15 protein-coding genes, 1 pseudogene and 1 riboswitch are annotated in these 16,110 nt (G+C 69.5%); of the genes and pseudogenes, 7 read left to right on the top strand and 9 right to left on the bottom strand.

What is annotated here, in order from left to right:
- Positions 1–76: 76 nt before the first annotated feature.
- The 3 genes from thiC to CHB84_RS11035 all read left to right on the top strand — a co-directional run bounded on the left by thiC (position 77) and on the right by CHB84_RS11035 (position 3,523).
- Positions 77–1,747, top strand: coding sequence for a phosphomethylpyrimidine synthase ThiC (gene thiC / locus CHB84_RS11045; protein WP_089301477.1), 1,671 nt, complete (start codon positions 77–79; stop codon positions 1,745–1,747).
- Entirely contained in the window at positions 1,744–2,571 is an 828-nt protein-coding gene (gene thiD / locus CHB84_RS11040; RefSeq protein WP_089301476.1) for a bifunctional hydroxymethylpyrimidine kinase/phosphomethylpyrimidine kinase, read from the top strand. Before thiC ends, thiD begins: the two co-directional genes overlap by 4 nt.
- A gap of 148 nt (positions 2,572–2,719) precedes the next feature.
- Entirely contained in the window at positions 2,720–3,523 is an 804-nt protein-coding gene (locus CHB84_RS11035; protein WP_089301616.1) for an ion transporter, read from the top strand.
- 248 nt (positions 3,524–3,771) lie between these two features.
- Here the strand turns inward: CHB84_RS11035 and thiG are convergent, their stop codons facing one another.
- The 3 genes from thiG to thiO all read right to left on the bottom strand — a co-directional run bounded on the left by thiG (position 3,772) and on the right by thiO (position 5,907).
- Entirely contained in the window at positions 3,772–4,554 is a 783-nt protein-coding gene (gene thiG, locus CHB84_RS11030) for a thiazole synthase (RefSeq protein WP_089301475.1), read from the bottom strand.
- Positions 4,555–4,591: 37 nt separating this feature from the next.
- Entirely contained in the window at positions 4,592–4,795 is a 204-nt protein-coding gene (gene thiS, locus CHB84_RS11025; RefSeq protein ID WP_425432299.1) for a sulfur carrier protein ThiS, read from the bottom strand.
- Positions 4,792–5,907, bottom strand: coding sequence for a glycine oxidase ThiO (gene thiO / locus CHB84_RS11020; protein WP_089301474.1), 1,116 nt, complete (start codon positions 5,905–5,907; stop codon positions 4,792–4,794). The genes thiS and thiO overlap by 4 nt, the downstream gene beginning before the upstream one ends.
- Positions 5,903–6,016: riboswitch (TPP riboswitch) on the bottom strand. It overlaps the preceding gene by 5 nt.
- A 67-nt stretch (positions 6,017–6,083) precedes the next feature.
- Here thiO and thiE point away from each other — a divergent pair.
- Entirely contained in the window at positions 6,084–6,761 is a 678-nt protein-coding gene (gene thiE / locus CHB84_RS11015; protein ID WP_089301614.1) for a thiamine phosphate synthase, read from the top strand.
- 78 nt (positions 6,762–6,839) lie between these two features.
- Here thiE and CHB84_RS11010 read toward each other — a convergent pair whose 3' ends face one another.
- Positions 6,840–7,706: a hypothetical protein gene (locus CHB84_RS11010; protein WP_089301473.1), complete on the bottom strand. Its 867-nt coding sequence runs from the start codon at positions 7,704–7,706 to the stop codon at positions 6,840–6,842.
- 147 nt (positions 7,707–7,853) lie between these two features.
- On the opposite strand from CHB84_RS11010, the gene CHB84_RS11005 reads away from it, so the two are divergent.
- Both CHB84_RS11005 and CHB84_RS11000 read left to right on the top strand, forming a co-directional pair.
- Positions 7,854–8,807: a threonine ammonia-lyase gene (locus CHB84_RS11005; RefSeq protein WP_089301613.1), complete on the top strand. Its 954-nt coding sequence runs from the start codon at positions 7,854–7,856 to the stop codon at positions 8,805–8,807.
- A 196-nt stretch (positions 8,808–9,003) separates the two neighbouring features.
- Positions 9,004–10,451, top strand: a pseudogene (locus CHB84_RS11000) (carotenoid oxygenase family protein).
- Between the two features lie 11 nt (positions 10,452–10,462).
- Here CHB84_RS11000 and CHB84_RS10995 read toward each other — a convergent pair.
- A complete protein-coding gene (locus tag CHB84_RS10995; RefSeq protein WP_089301612.1) occupies positions 10,463–11,146 on the bottom strand; it encodes a DUF3159 domain-containing protein in 684 nt (227 codons plus the stop codon).
- Positions 11,147–11,349: 203 nt separating this feature from the next.
- On the opposite strand from CHB84_RS10995, the gene CHB84_RS10990 reads away from it, so the two are divergent.
- Positions 11,350–12,234, top strand: coding sequence for an SGNH/GDSL hydrolase family protein (locus CHB84_RS10990; protein ID WP_089301472.1), 885 nt, complete (start codon positions 11,350–11,352; stop codon positions 12,232–12,234).
- Positions 12,235–12,579: 345 nt separating this feature from the next.
- Here the strand turns inward: CHB84_RS10990 and thpD are convergent, their stop codons facing one another.
- The 4 genes from thpD to ectA form a co-directional block, all read right to left on the bottom strand.
- Entirely contained in the window at positions 12,580–13,482 is a 903-nt protein-coding gene (gene thpD, locus CHB84_RS10985; RefSeq protein ID WP_089301471.1) for an ectoine hydroxylase, read from the bottom strand.
- 163 nt (positions 13,483–13,645) lie between these two features.
- Positions 13,646–14,056 carry an ectoine synthase gene (locus CHB84_RS10980; protein WP_089301470.1) on the bottom strand — a complete coding sequence of 137 codons (411 nt, stop codon included), beginning with the start codon at positions 14,054–14,056 and terminating at the stop codon, positions 13,646–13,648.
- Positions 14,057–14,144: 88 nt separating this feature from the next.
- On the bottom strand, positions 14,145–15,395 hold the full coding sequence (ectB, locus tag CHB84_RS10975; RefSeq protein WP_089301469.1) for a diaminobutyrate--2-oxoglutarate transaminase: 1,251 nt from the start codon (positions 15,393–15,395) through the stop codon (positions 14,145–14,147).
- A gap of 2 nt (positions 15,396–15,397) precedes the next feature.
- Positions 15,398–16,006, bottom strand: a complete 609-nt coding sequence (ectA, locus tag CHB84_RS10970; protein WP_089301468.1) for a diaminobutyrate acetyltransferase — start codon at positions 16,004–16,006, stop codon at positions 15,398–15,400.
- Between the last annotated feature and the right edge of the window lie 104 nt (positions 16,007–16,110).

The raw sequence follows: 16,110 nt of genomic DNA, 5'->3' as shown, positions 1-16,110 counted from the left end.
GAGTCCGCAGGACGGACCCGGCGCCGCCGACCGCACGAACCTGACCGGGTAATGCCGGCGTAGGGAGGAATCGCTCATGACGTCGCTGGACACGAGTGTCGACAACCAGCCGAAGGTGACCACCGGACCCATATCCGGATCGCACAAGGTCTACTCGGAAACCCCGTCGGGACTACGCGTACCGGCCCGCCGCATCGAGCTTTCCAACGGCGAGCACTTCGACGTATACGACACCTCGGGCCCGTACACCGATACCGAGGTCGAGATCGACGTCCATCGTGGCCTGCACCCGCTGCGGGCCGACTGGATCACCGAGCGCGAGCACGACACCCAGCTCGGGTGGGCACGCGCCGGGGTGATCACCAAGGAGATGGAGTTCATCGCCGCGCGCGAGCGGATGGACCCCGGGTTCGTCCGCGACGAGGTCGCCAAGGGCCGGGCCGTCATCCCGGTAAACCGCAACCATCCCGAGTCCGAGCCGGCCATCATCGGGAAGAACTTCCTGGTGAAAGTGAACGCCAACATGGGCAACTCGGCCGTGACGTCCTCCGTCGAGGAGGAGGTCGACAAGATGGCGTGGGCGACCCGCTGGGGCGCGGACACCATCATGGACCTGTCCACAGGCGACCGGATTCACGAGACGCGCGAGCAGATCATGCGCAACTCGCCCGTTCCCGTCGGCACCGTGCCGATCTACCAGGCGCTGGAGAAGGTGAACGGGGAGCCCGAGAAGCTCACCTGGGAGCTCTACAGGGACACCATCATCGAGCAGTGCGAGCAGGGCGTGGACTACATGACCGTGCACGCGGGAGTGTTGCTGCGCTACGTGCCGCTGACCGCACGGCGCGTGACCGGGATCGTCTCGCGCGGCGGGTCGATCATGGCCGCGTGGTGCCTCGCGCACCACAAGGAGTCGTTCCTGTACACGCACTTCTCCGAGCTGTGCGAGATCCTGCGCGACTACGACGTGACGTTCTCGCTCGGCGACGGCCTGCGGCCCGGCTCCATCGCCGACGCCAACGACGAGGCGCAGTTCGCCGAGCTACGCACCCTCGGCGAGCTGACCCATATCGCCCGCGAGCACGGCGTGCAGGTGATGATCGAAGGTCCCGGCCACGTGCCGATGCACAAGATCAAGGAGAACGTCGAGCTCGAGGAGGAGCTCTGCGGGGAGGCGCCGTTCTACACGCTCGGGCCGCTGGCCACCGACGTCGCGCCTGCCTACGACCACATCACCTCGGCCATCGGGGCGGCCCAGATCGGCTGGTACGGCACCGCCATGCTCTGCTACGTCACCCCGAAGGAGCACCTCGGGCTGCCCAACCGGAACGACGTGAAGACTGGCGTGATCAGCTACAAGATCGCCGCGCACGCGGCCGACCTGGCGAAGGGCCACCCGTACGCCCAGGACTGGGACGACGAGCTGTCCAAGGCCCGGTTCGAGTTCCGCTGGTACGACCAGTTCAACCTCTCGCTCGACCCGGATACCGCGCGCGCCTACCACGACGAGACGCTACCGGCAGAACCGGCGAAGACGGCGCACTTCTGCTCGATGTGCGGGCCGAAGTTCTGCTCGATGCGGATCACCCAGGACATCCGCGAGTACGCCGACAAGCACGGCCTGTCCTCTGTGGAAGCCATCGAGGCCGGGATGAGCGAGAAGGCGGAGGAGTTCGCCGAGCAGGGCAACCGGATCTACGTGCCAATGGCAGGTGACAGCGAGTCCGACGGGAACGGGGCGCCGTGACCGGGACACGGCAGCAACCACCGACCGCGCTGACCATCGCCGGATCCGACTCCGGCGGTGGCGCCGGTCTGCAGGCGGACCTGCGCACCTTCTTCGCGCACGGGGTGCACGGCATGACCGCGATCACCGCCGTGACCGTGCAGAACTCGGTGGGCGTCCAGGGGGTCACCGAGATCCCGTCCGGCGTGGTCGCCGACCAGATCCGGTCGGTGGCAGGCGATATCGGGGCGGGCGCGGCCAAGACGGGCATGCTGGCATCGACGGAGATCATCCGGGCCGTGGCAGCCGCGCTCGACGAGGTCGGCATCGGCTCCGACCACCCCACCCCGCTCGTGCTCGATCCGGTGGCCGCCTCGATGCACGGTGACCCGCTGCTCGCCGAGCAAGCCCTCGAGGCGATCCGCACCGAGCTGGTGCCCCGAGCGACCGTGGTGACACCGAACCTCGACGAGGTACGGCTGCTCACCGGCATCGACGTCACCGACACGGACGGCCAGCGGGACGCCGCTCGGGCGCTCGTCACGATGGGCGCGCGCCACGCGCTGATCAAGGGCGGCCACCTCAGGGGTGCGACGGACTGCCTGGACCTGCTCTACGACGGCGCCGGGTTCACCGAGCTGTCGGGGCCGCGTTACGACACCAAACACACCCATGGCGGCGGTGACACGCTCGCCGCGTCGATCACCGCCGAGCTGGCTCGCGGCGCGACCGTGCCGGACGCGGTGGCGCACGGCAAGCGTTTCATCGAACGCTGCGTCGCCGACAGCTACCCGCTCGGGGCGGGCATCGGGCCCGTCTCGCCGCTGTGGCGCCTGGAGAGCTAGGCAGGCTCGCTCGGGGCGGGTAGCCGGCCGGCGACGTCCGGCGTGTTTCCAGTCACACAGCAGGGTGTTCGCGGGCGCGCAGGCCGCACCGTCCGTTATCAAGTACGGGTACGGGACGTGAGGTGTGCCGGCAGACTGGGAGAGCGGTGTGATCACGCGCGGGCGGGTACGCGGGCTCGTGGAGCATCACAACTTCCAGCGGTTCATCATCGCCGTCATCGTGGTCAACGCGGTCACGCTCGCCTTGGAGACGTCCCCGTCGATCGTGGCCGACTACGGGCCCCTGCTCCGCGCGCTGGACACCGTCGCGCTGTCCGTCTTCGTCGCCGAGCTGTCCGTCAAGCTCGCCGTCTACGGCCGGCGGTTCTTCCGTGACCCCTGGAACGTCTTCGACTTCGTCATCGTCACCATCGCCCTCGTCCCCGCTTCCGGACCGTTCGCCGTGCTGCGCGCCCTGCGCATCCTGCGGGCGCTCCGGCTGATCTCCGCGGTCCCCGCGATGCGCAGGGTGGTCACCGGCCTGCTGGCTGCCGTACCGGGGATGGCATCCATCGCGGCCCTGCTCGCGCTGATCATCTTCGTGGCCGCGGTGATGACCACCAGGCTGTTCCGCGACATCGCCCCGGAGTACTTCGGGCATCTCGGGCGGTCGCTGTTCACGCTGTTCCAGGTCATGACCGGGGAGGGCTGGCCGGATGTCGCAGGGGCCGTCATGGCCGAGGCGCCCGCCGCGTGGATCTTCTTCGTCATCTACATCCTGGTCTCCAGCTTCGCGGTGCTGAACCTGTTCATCGCCGTGGTGGTCAGCGCGATGGAGGACCAGGTACGTGCCGATATCCGGGCCCAGGACGAGCAGCAAGCCACCCAGCAGGCCGACGGCAACGAGCGTGTCCTCGCGGAACTACGCGCGCTACGCGAGGAGGTCGAGTCGTTACGCAGGCACCAGACCTGAACCCTGCCGCGGCACCGGGACGGCCGGCAGGTGGTGGGAGCCGAAGGTGACATTTGGCTCCTTCTATGGAGCCGAACGTGACATCGGGCGCCTTCTATGGAGCCGAACGTGACATCGGGCGCCTTCTATGGAGCCGAACGTGACATCGGGCGCCTACCCCGAACGCCGGATCCCTGACCGGGTGGTGGGAGCCGAAGGTGACCGCGGTTCCTTCTAAGGAGCCGAACGTGACATTCGGCTCCCACCTCCTAGCGGGGTGGGCTGGAGGCCTCGGCCCAGAAGCGTTGGGGGATGCGGCCCGCGTGCCTGGCGAGCCTGCCCGCATGCACGGCGGAGCGCATCGCCGCGGCCATCCGCTCGGGGTCCTGGGCCCTGGTGACCGCGGAGGACAGCAGGACGGCGTCGCACCCCAGCTCCATCGCCAGCGCAGCGTCCGAGGCGGTGCCGATCCCCGCGTCCAGGATGATCGGGACCTCCGCTCGCGCGACGATCAGCTCGATGTTGTGCGGGTTGCGGATGCCGAGCCCGGTACCGATCGGGGAGCCGAGCGGCATGACTGCGGCGCAGCCGGCCTCCTCGAGCCGCATCGCCAGCACCGGGTCGTCGTTGGTGTAGGCGAACACCGTGAAGCCGTCGCCGACCAGCTGCTCGGCGGCATCGAGCGTCTCGTGCGGGTCGGGCAGCAGGGTGCGGTCATCGGCGTGCACCTCCAGCTTCACCCAGCTGGTCCCGAGTGCCTCCCTGGCCAGCCGCGCGGTCAGCACCGCCTCCGCCGCGCTGCGGCACCCCGCCGTGTTCGGCAGCAGCTCGATGTCCATGCGGCGCAGCAGGTCGAGCACACCGGAGCCGCCCTCGGCATCGGCCCTGCGCATCGCCACGGTGGTCAGCTCGGTACCCGACGCCGCGAGTGCCCGTTCGAGCACGCTGAGGTTCCCGCTGCCACCGGTACCCATGATCAGCCGCGAGCTCAGCTTGTGCCCCGCGATGACCAGCGGGTCCTCCGACCCGTTCGTCCCGTGCTGCTCCACCATCACTACCTCCTCGGCCGCCGCGCGGCATCCAGCCGGCTCAACCACCCTGTACCGCGGTCAGGATCTCCACCCGGGCGCCCTGGCCGAGCTCCTTGCTCGGCCAGTCGGCCCGCGACACCACCTCGCCGTCCATCGCGACGGCGATACCGGAGTGCGCCTTACCCAGATCCGTGAGCAGCCGCTCCAGGGTCGTACCTTCCTTGATCCGCCGCTCCTCGGCGTTGACCAGTACAGAGATCACGCTGACTCCCTTCCGGCGAGGTAGCGACGCGGGTGCGCCGCGTCGACGTGCGCGGGCAACGGATGACCGCCGAGCTGGGCAAGCACCGCGTCGGCGGTGACCGGCGCGAGCAGCAGCCCGTTGCGGTGGTGTCCCGAGGCGACGTACACCCCGTCGTCCAGCCTGCCGATCAGCGGGACGGTGTCGGAGCTCGCCGCGCGCAGCGCGGCCGCGGCCTCAACGAGCTCGTACTCCACCACGCTCGGAAACACCTGCTCCGCGCGTTCGAGCAGGTCCCGCACGCCACCGGCGGTGACGGTCTCGTCGTACCCGGCCTCGTACTGGGTGGCGCCGAGCACGAGCTCGCCGCCCTCGCGCGGGACCAGGTACATCGGCCTGCCCTCGACCATCGCCCGCACCGTCACGTCCGGAGGGGGCAGGCTCGTCCTGCGCGCGCGCAGCCGCAGGATCTCCCCCTTCAGGGGCCGAACGGCCTCGCGCAGCTCCGAGTGCAGCAGGGCGCTGCGGGCTCCCGCCGCGAGCACGACCGCGTCGGCCGTGTGCTCCCGCACCACCGTCACCACCCGGTCCGCGGCGACCTCGGTGACCTCCTCGCACACGATGTGGCAGCCACGGCGGGTCGCGGCGGCACGCAGCGAGCCGAGCAGCTTCCTGGTGTCCACGGCGAGGTCGCCCGGCACGGACAGGCCACGCCGCACCGAGGTCGCCAGTCCCGGAACCATGGTCCGCAGCGTCCGGCCGGACACGATCTCGGCGTGCCGCCCGACGCCGTGCAGGTACGCGGCGAGAACCTCGAGATACTCGGCGTCGGCACGATCCGCGGCGGCCACCACGGTGCCCGCCGTGGACAGCCCGGGATCGGACGCCTCCTGGCGCAGCTCGGCCGCGAAATCCGGCCACCTGCGCAGCGACTCCTCGCCGAGCTCAAGCGCGGACTCCTCGCCGGGCCAGGCTTCGGTCGCCGGCGCCAGCATGCCGCCTGCCACCCAGGAGGCACCACGGGCGGGGACGGGGTCGAAAAGTGTCACCGCGTACTCGGTGGACAGGCGCCATGCCACGGACAACCCGATGACGCCGCCACCGACCACGGCCACACGTCCGTCGCTTGTCATCAACTCTCACGCTCCCTGCGCCGGTATGACCCGGATCAGGTTCCACGGTCGGAGCTGTCGCTCCCTCTCAGCCCGGCATCTGCATCCATGGGCTCCCGTGCGGACGGTTACCACGGTATCGCGAGTAGCCCCGGTTAGCCACCGTGCACGGTGGCGCGGGCGGTACCGTGACGACCATGCCCGGATGCACCGCTGACCAGATCCGGAACCGCCTGTCCGACGCCCGCCTGTACCTGTGCACCGATGCCAGGACCGAGCGCGGCGATCTCGCGGAGTTCGCCGACGCCGCCCTGGCCGGCGGGGTGGACATCCTCCAGCTACGGGACAAGCGGGACGGTGTCCCGCTGGAGGCCGCTGCCGAGCTGGCCGCGCTGGAGGTCCTCGCCGAGGCGTGCGCGCGGCACGGGGCGTTGCTCGCGGTGAACGACCGCGCCGACATCGCGCTGGAGGTGGGCGCGGACATCCTGCACCTCGGTCAGGACGACATCCCGGTCTCGCTGGCGCGGCGGATCGTCGGGCAGGCCCCCGCGATCGGGCGCTCGACGCACTCGACCGCGCAGGCCAGGGCCGCGGAGCAGGAGGCGGGGGTGGACTACTTCTGTACGGGCCCGTGCTGGCCGACGCCGACCAAGGAAGGCAGGACCGCTCCGGGGCTGGACCTGGTACGCGCGACGGCAGGCTCGGCGCCGCAGCGCCCGTGGTTCGCCATCGGGGGCATCGACAGGGCGCGCCTGCCCGAGGTCCTCGAGGCGGGTGCGCAGCGCATCGTGGTCGTGCGCGCCATCACCGAGGCGGACGACCCGCGTGCGGCAGCCGCCGAGCTGTCCGCGATGCTGCGCGACGGCGACAGCTGACACCCCGGGTGGGGTGCGAGCCGGAGGGCTCCTCGGGTGCCATATATGCACCGTAGAGGTCCCTCGGCTCGCACCCGCTCAGCCGGCCGGCTCGTCCGGTTCCGCGGCTCCCTGGTCGCCGGGGAGTTCGAGGGCGCCGCCCTCCTGCTCGTCGACGGGATCGCTGTCGCGCTCCTCCGGCTCGTCGTCCTCCTCGGCAGGCGGGGAGTCCTCCTGCTCGGTCGGTTCCGGAGTTCCGGTCTCCTCCGGCGAGGTCGGCTCGGGCGCCTGCTCGTCCTGGTCGTCATCCCTGGGGGACGGCGCAGGTCGCTCACCGTCGTCCCCACCGATCACGGTGCCGATGGTGGTGCCGCCCTGCCCGGAGACGGCGTTGCCGGTGATCCGTTCGATGCCCGTGATGGCCAGCATCACCAGCAGGAACACCGCGAAGCTCATCCCGACAACCAGGGGCCAGCGCACGCGCCGCAGCGAGAAGCGTCGCGTCCCCTCCTGCGCGGTCCCGTCCAGCTCGTCCTCCTCGGCTGTGGAGCCGGGATCCCGCTCGTCCAACGTGCCGGTGAAGCCTGTCGCCTCGTGCGGGGGCAGGCGCTCGCCGGTGGGAGCGTCCTCGGCGGGGGTCGGCCCGGTCGGCAGCCGGAACGTGGCCGTGGCGCCGCCGCCACCGGCGGTCTCGCCGTCCCCGGCAAGCCCGGAGGTGCCGTTCCTGGCACGTGCCGTGCTCTTCGCGCGCCTCGCGGCTTCCCTGGTGCGCTCGAACGAGCGCAGGTACAGCTCCGAGCCGATGGTCAGCATGAAGCTGAAGATGCCCGCACCGACAATGGTGCCGTAGACGCCGAGCGTGGACGCCAGGAACGCGGCCGTCAGCGATGCCAGTGCCGTGGCACCGACCTGCGCCGGCCGGAGGGCGCTCTTCTTCCCGGCCTTCTCCGAGGACTGCTCGCTCATCACACCCGCTCATGGTGTCGCAGGGGACGGAAGGCATTCCGCCTTCCGCACTACACCACGCCTGTCACGCCGTACTAGTTGCCCGAGGTGACCGCTACCACGTTTTTGTCTACAGTGGACATTTCTGATATCTGCGACAATGTCGTGGTGGACCGAGTGACGATCGCCGACATCGAGGCCGCTGTCCAGCGTACAGGCGAGGCCGCCGTCCGGACGCCGCTACTGGCGCAACCCTGGTCGACCGGCAGGCCGCTGTGGCTGAAACCGGAGAGCCTGCAACCCACCGGCGCGTTCAAGATCCGCGGGGCCTACAACGCGATCGCGGCACTGGACGACGCCGACCGCGCGCGGGGCGTGGTCACCTACTCCAGCGGGAACCACGCCTCGGCCGTCGCGCGCGCCGCGTGGCTGTTCGGCGTTCCCGCCACCATCGTCATGCAGGACTCCGCGCCACGGGTCAAGGTCACCGCAACGGCGGCTTACGGCGCCGAGATCGTCACCGTGGCCATGGCCGACCGGGAGCGCGAGGCCCAGCGGCTCGCCGAGGAGCACGGAAGGCACATCGTCCCGCCGTTCGACCATCCGGACGTGATCGCCGGCCAGGGCACGGTCGGCATCGAGATCGTCGAGCAGCTCGGCGACGTCGACGTCGTCCTCGTCCCTGTCGGCGGCGGCGGGCTCGCTTCCGGGGTCGGCACAGCTGTCCGGCAGCTACGACCGCACGCCGCCGTGGTGGCGGTCGAGCCGGAGCTGGCGGGCGATACCGCGCAGGGACTGCGCGAGGGACACAGGGTGGACTGGCCGGGCGAACTCCGGGCGCGCACCGTCGCGGACGGCCTGCGCACGCAGCCTTCCGAGCTGACGTTCGCGCACCTGACCGAGGTCGTCGACGCGGTCGTGACCGTCACCGAGCAGGAGATCCGGGATGCGGTTCACGCGCTGGCACTGCGGTCCCGGCTGGTCGCCGAACCGAGCGGGGCGGTCGCGGTGGCTGCGGCTCTCTACCGCGATCACGAGCTTCCACCCGGGCGCACGGTGGCCGTGGTCTCCGGCGGCAACATCGACGCGGACCTGCTCGCGGAGATCGTGTGCGCGGGATGACGGGCCGCCGTGACGTGCGCCCGCGCGACACCCGGCGGCGTGTCCAGCCGCCCGCGTCCATGACCGGGGACACCACGGTTTCGAGCTGACCGGAAGCCCCTCACATCGTCCGGGGGCATTGCCATTCATTCATAACGGTGTTATACACGACCCCGTACGGTACTCATAACAACGTTATGCCGAAGGCGAGAGCGCGATGGACGCACCATACGTCGCCGGGAACTTCGCCCCTGTGCGCCACGAGCACACGATCACCGACCTGCCGGTCACCGGGTCGATCCCGGAGCACCTGGACGGCAGGTTCCTCCGCAACGGCCCCAACCCGGTCTCGGAGATCGACCCGGACACGTATCACTGGTTCATGGGCGACGGCATGGTGCACGGCGTCCGGATACGGGACGGCAAGGCGGAGTGGTATCGCAATCGCTGGGTACGCACACCACACGTGGCCGAGCGGCTCGGTGAGCGGCACGGTGGCCGTGAACACCCCGCTGGTTTCCAGAACGTGGGGGCCAACACGAACGTGCTCGGGCACGCCGGCCGCACGCTCGCGCTCATCGAGGGCGGGGTGGCGAACCACGAGCTCACCCACGAGCTCGACACGGTGGGCCCGTGCGACTTCGACGGCACGCTGCCCGGCGGCTACACGGCCCACCCCAAGCGCGACCCGGACACCGGTGAGCTGCACGCGGTGTCGTACTTCTTCGGCTGGGGCAACACGGTGCGGTACTCGGTGATCGGCACCGACGGCCGGGCACATCGCACGGTGGACATCCAGGTCACTGGTTCACCGATGATGCACGACTTCTCGCTCACCGAGAAGTACGTGGTGCTCTACGACCTACCCGTCACCTTCGACGCCCGGCAGGCGGCCGCGGCCACGGTACCGCCCGGCCTGCGCGGGCCGGCACGGCTGGTGCTCTCCGCCCTGGTCGGCCGGGTACGTGTACCCGACCCCATCACCGCCATGGTCGGCCGCAGGCTGCGCCCCAACTCCGCCCTGCCCTACCGCTGGAACCCGCGCTACCCGGCGCGCGTCGGCGTGCTGCCGCGCGACGGCGACGCGCGTGACGTGCGGTGGTTCGACGTGCACCCCTGCTACGTGTTCCACCCGCTCAACGCCTACGACGACGGCAACACCGTCGTGCTGGACGTGGTGCGCCATCCCAAGATGTTCGACACCGACCTGCGCGGACCGAACGAGGGCACCCCCACCCTCGACCGCTGGACCGTGGACCTCGCCGCGGGGACGGTGCGCGAGGACCGGCTGGACGATCGTGGGCAGGAGTTCCCCGGCTCGACGAGCGGCTGGTCGGTCGCAAGCACCGCTACGGCTACTCGATCACCACCGGTGCCCGGTTGGACCCCGGCGGGGCCGTGCTCAAGCACAACCTGGCCACCGGCGAGGTACGGCACCGCTCCTTCGGCGCGGGGCGCCAACCGGCCGAGTTCGTCTTCGAGCCCCACAGCCCGGAAGCGGCCGAGGACGACGGGGTGCTCATGGGATTCGTCTACGACGCACCGAACGACACGAGCGACCTGGTGTTGCTCGACGCCGGCAGCCTGGACACCGTCGCGAGCATCCACCTGCCGGCCCGGGTGCCGCACGGCTTCCACGGCAACTGGGTGCCCGAGGGGCGGTGACGGCCCGGAGGTCAGTCCTCGGCACGCTGCGCGGGCCGCGGGTGCCGGATGCCCGGGTGGTCGTCCGGCAGCGCGCGATGGAGCACCCAGCCGCTCACCGCGAGGCACAGTGCCACCAGTGGCCAGGTCAGTACGGCCCGCGCCACCCCGAGCGAGACAACATGTCCCGTCGCCCACAGCGCGCCGAAGACCACGACGCGCACGGTGTACTGCCCGACCCACACCCAGCTCGCCAGGGAGTGCGCCCGCAGCAGGTCCGGGTCGCGGCGCCACCGCGTGCGCTGGCCGAGCACGGCGCCGAGCACCACGCCCAGCATCGGCCAGCGCAGCACGATGCTGCCCGCCCACACCAGGGCACTCGCCATGTTGGCGAACAGCTGCAGCAGGAAGAAGTCCTGCGCACGACCGGTGTAGAGCGCGATCGCCGACGCGACGACCACAGCGGCCAGGCTCAGTACCACCGCCCGCGCCTTCTGCCCTCTGAGTAGCCGGAACACCCCGATGACCGTGCTGACTGCGATCGCCGCGCCTGCACCCCATACGACCGAGTGCCCGGAGACGAGCCAGGCCAGGACGAAGGTCAGCGGGGGCAGGCTGGCGTCCACCGCGCCGCGACGCCCGCCGAGCAGCCCGGCCAGCGATTCATGCTCCACAGTGGCCGACGGGGTATGCTGCACGTTCCCACCCTGCCGCATGCGCTCCATACAGGTAAGCCTAACCTGCCGTGCATACTGGGGGTACGCTGGAAAGACGGGCCCGCACCGGCACGCGCCGCGCTGCCTTCCGGCACGCCGGTGGCGCACGGCTCAGGCATGGGGGATCGGCAACACTATCGTGCGCGGCGCGTGCCCGGGGGCAACGGCACTGTTGTTCACGATGCAGCGGAAGGGAGTGAGTAGTGCATTCGTTCAACAGCTATATCGCGCTCGGCGACAGCTTCACCGAAGGCCTCAATGACCAGTTGCCCGACGGCTCCTTCCTTGGTTGGGCCGACCGGCTCGCCGCCATGCTCGCCGAGGACAAACCGGACTTCAAGTACGCCAACATCGCGGTGCGCGGCAAGCGCCTCGACGTGATCATCGAGACGCAGCTCCCTGTCGCTCTCGAGCTGCGACCCGACTTCGTCACGGTGTGCGCGGGTGGCAACGACATCCTGCTACCCGGCGTCGATGTCGACGACGTCGCGGCCCGCTTCGACGACATGGTCGCGCAGCTGCGCGCGGCGGGTATCGACGTGCTGCTCTTCGCAGGCCCGGACACCAAGCAGATGTCGGTGATGAACCGGCTGCGTGGCAAGATCGCCATCTACAACGCCGACATCCGCGCCATCGCCGAGCGGCACGGGGCGAGTGTCGTGGACCTGTGGGCGATGGACGTGCTGCGCGACCCGCGCGCCTGGAGCGAGGACCGGCTGCACTTCACACCAGAGGCGCACCGGCGCATCGCCCTGCGCACCGCCGAGACCCTCGGCCTCCCCACCGAGGAGGACTGGCGCAAGCCGCTGGGCAGCGCCGACGAGGAACGCGAGGCCGAGAAGAACAACTGGATCTCCCAGCGCCGCTCCGACATCGAGTGGACGCGGGCCTACGTGCTGCCGTGGATCGGCAGGCGTATCCGCAGGGAGTCCCTCGGCGACGGGGTGCTGCCCAAACGTCCCGAGCTCACGCCCGTCGAGCCCGACGAGCAGATCCGGACGGTGCCGCCGAACGGTCATGCGCGCGCACCGGCCGCGGAGGACACCGAAACCGGCGGCGACCCGGTCGAGGCGCACCGCGGGGACTGACGGGGCCGCCGGAGCCTGTCGCCGGAGCCTGTCGCTGGGGGCAGCGGGCGATGCCGCCGACCGGGCAGCCGCAGCGAGGCGCGAGAGCCGGTCGGCACGTTCCCCCACCCGTGCCGACCGGCCACCTGCCCGCACCCGCGGGGCGGGCACTCCGTTGTCCGCCGCCCTGGCCCTGGTGCCCACGTCCGCCTCCTGTACCCGCGCTGGTGAGCGGGGTTGGTGCCGCGCCGTCGTGGGGTGCCGAGGGATGGATCAGTGCCCTCGGCACCCCACGGCGGGTAGCCTAGTCACTCGCTCCATCGCGCGTGACCCAAAACATACGCTCGGCAGGGCCGCGCGTGGACATCAGCGGAACAGCGGAGTGAAGTCCCTGTTCGCGATGAAGTTCGGCCGCGACTCCGCGGCGGCGAACGGCTCGACCAGAGCGTTGGTCACGCTGTTGAACACGATGAAGATGTTCGAACGCGGGTACGGGGTGATGTTGTTGCCCGAGCCGTGCATCAAGTTCGAGTCGAACCACAGGGCCGACCCTGCCTGGCCGGTGAACTGCTCGATGCCGTACTCGGCCGCGAGCTTCGTGATCTCACGCTTGCTCGGCACACCGATCTCCTGCTCCCGCAACGAGTCCCGGTAGTGGTCACGCGGGGTCTCGCCGACGCACGGCACGAAGACGCGGTGCGAGCCGGGCATGACCATCAGACCCCCGTTGAACGGGTAGTTGTCGGTGAGCGCGATCGAGCAGCTCACCGCGCGGGGTGCCGGCATGCCGTCCTCGGCGTGCCAGGTCTCGAAGTCCGAGTGCCAGTAGAAGCCGGTGCCTTCGAAACCGGGCATGTAGTTGACCCGGCACTGGTGGACGTAGACGTCGTCGCCGAGGATCTGGCGGGCGCGGTCGAGCACCCGGGGGTCGTGCACGAGGTCGGTGATGAGGTCACTCAGCCTGTGCACGTCGAAGATCGAGCGGACCTCCCCGGACTTCTTCTCGGTGACCACCCGCTCGTCACCGGCGAGCTCCTTGTCGTTCGACAGCCGGCTCAGCTCCTGCCAGTAACCCTGCACCTCCGCGGGGGAGAGCAGCTGATCGACGACGGAAAACCCCTTGGACTCGTGCGACGCCAACGTGGCGGCATCGAGTGGACCGTCCTGCGCCGTCCCCCAAACGGCAGGATGGGTCCGATCGAACGGTTCACGCTCACCGGCGGTTCGGGTCGGGTAAGCGTCCGCGACTCGCGTTCCCGTGAGCATCATGCCAGTAGCCTCCTCGCTTCAGATTACGTACTTCCTTTCCTCGTTCGGGCCACGAAAGTGCACTGCCCCGGGCAGCGCTGAGGCCGGCCGGGGCGGTGCGAGTGCTAACGCTATTCGGTTGTGTACCCGCTTCCGGGTACTTCTATGCGCCTGGGCGCTGTGGTCAGGCAGAGACCTCTTCCTCGCCGTCCTCGACGACGAGCGGGTACACGCCGTTCTCGTCGTGCACCTCCTTACCCGTCACCGGCGGGTTGAACACGCACACCGCCCGCATCTGCGTCGTCGGGCGGACCTGGTGCTTCTCGTGCTCGTTCAGCAGGTACATCGAGCCCGGCCGCAACTGGTAGGTCTCGCCGGTTTCCTTGTCGGTGAGTTCGCCCTCACCCTCGACAATCAACACGGCCTCGATATGGTTAGCGTACCAAAAATCGTTGACCGTTCCCGGGTAGAGCGTGGTCTCGTGCAACGAGAACCCGACCTTCTCCTTGGCCAGCACGATGCGCTTGCTGCGCCAGTTCGGCGTCTTGATGTCGGCCTCGGTGTCGGTGATCTCGTCGAGGGTGCGGACGATCACTTCTCGGTCTCCTTCTGTCGTAGTCGCCACCTGGGGACGTACCGGTGCGACCGCGCGCGGCAGGCGCGGCCGGAGTGCGGCCGCTGGCTCAGCGCAGCGTCGCGGCCACCGACTCCTTGATTATCCCGAGGCCGTGCTCCACCTCGTCATCGGTCACCGTCAACGGGGGCAGGAGCTTGGCCACCTCCCCGTCGGGTCCGGAGGTCTCCATGAGCAGGCCGCGCTCGAACGCGGCGGCACACACCTTGTCCGCGGTCTCGCCGTCCGGGAACTCCAGCCCCCGCGCCAGCCCGCGCCCCTTGGCGACCAGACCCAGATCCGCGTGCTCGTCGGCGATCTCGGTCAGTACCGCGCCGACCCGCTCGCCCTTCGCCCTCGTGGACTTCTCCAGGGAGTCGTCGGTCCAGAAAGTACGCAACGCCTCGGCCGCTGTGACGAAGGCCGGGCTGATGCCGCGGAACGTGCCGTTGTGCTCGCCGGGGGCCCACACGTCCAGGTCCGGGCGGATCAGCGTCAGCGCCAACGGCAGCCCGTACCCGCCGATCGACTTGGACAGGCAGATCATGTCCGGCTTGATCCCCGCGTCCTCGAAGCTGAAGAACGGTCCGGTCCGGCCGCAGCCCATCTGCACGTCGTCGACGATCAGCAGGATCTCGCGGCGCTTGCAGATCTCGTCGAGACTGCGCAGCCAGTCCAGCTCCGCGGCGTTGATGCCGCCCTCGCCCTGCACGGTCTCCACGATCACCGCGGCGGGTTCGTTCAACCCGCTCCCGGAGTCGTCGAGCAGCCGCTCGAAGTACAGGAAGTCCGGGTAGGCACCGCCGAAGTAGCTGGCGTACGGCATGGGGGTGGCGTGCACCAGCGGGATACCGGCGCCGCCCCGCTTCATCGAGTTGCCTGTCACCGACAGCGCGCCGAGCGTCATGCCGTGGAAGGCGTTGGTGAAGTTGATGACCGCTTCCTTGCCGGTCACCTTCCTGGCCAGTTTCAGCGCGGCCTCGACGGCGTTGGCGCCGCCCGGCCCAGGGAACGTCACCTTGTAGTGCAGGTCACGCGGACCGAACACGACCTCGTCGAGCGCGTTCAGGAAGTCGCGCTTGGCGACGGTGTGCATGTCCAGCGAGTGCGTCACGCCGTCCGAGGAGATGTAGTCCAGCAGCGCCTGCTTGAGCACCGGGTTGTTGTGCCCGTAGTTGAGGGCACCCGCCCCGGCGAAGAAGTCCAGGTAGGGCTTGTCGTCCTCGGTGTACAACCAGCTGCCTTGCGCCCGGTGGAAGACCACGGGCCAGCCGCGGCTGTAACTCCGCACCTGCGATTCAAGCTTCTCGAAAATGCTCACAACTACTCCGTTCGGTCGCCTGTCGGCGATCCTCCTATATGTGGTCCATACATTGTTCTTCGTTGTGCGGCAGTGGGTATTGTCCCGTGGCGCGGCGCGTGCCGCCCATCGCGCCGATGGCCGGGGAACGGGCCGATGCGGAAGTGCTGCTCCGGCTCGTGCGTGGTCTCGCTCGGGAAAACGTCCTTCTCGAACAACCAACTGGTGGTCAACTGCACGTTCCAGCGTTCGGCGAGCGACCGGAACAACGCGTTCGAGGCGTGATTGTCCGGCGTGACGGACAGCGTGATGTACCGGGCGCCCTGCTCGGCCACCCTGGTGGTCAGTGTGTCGACCATCGTTCGCGCGAGCCCGGTTCCGCGTTGCGAATCGTCGACGGCCAATTGCCAGAAGAATACCGTCTCCGGCGAGCGCTGCTCGCGGAAACCCGTCAGGAAACCGACGACCTCCCCGTCAAAACGGGCAACAATCGACGTATCGTGAAACTGGTGACAACAGAGCAGGTATGTATACGGGGGATTCAGGTCGAGCGACCCCGAATCTCGTGCCAGGCGCCACATGGCCGCGCCATCGCTTACAGACGGCTGTTCGATTACTACGTTCCCGGACATGTCACCGCACTATCCAACACACGGGTGCACCCCACGCACGCACCCTGACTTTCGTGGCTCCCGCCCGGCGCGCCGGCGAATATCGACCTCCTCCACGGCTCGGG

It is taken from the genome of Haloechinothrix alba (assembly GCF_900188115.1).
Taxonomy (GTDB): Bacteria; Actinomycetota; Actinomycetes; order Mycobacteriales; family Pseudonocardiaceae; genus Haloechinothrix; species Haloechinothrix alba.
Note: the sequence above shows the minus strand (reverse complement) of the source record. Positions and strands in the feature narration are given on the sequence as shown.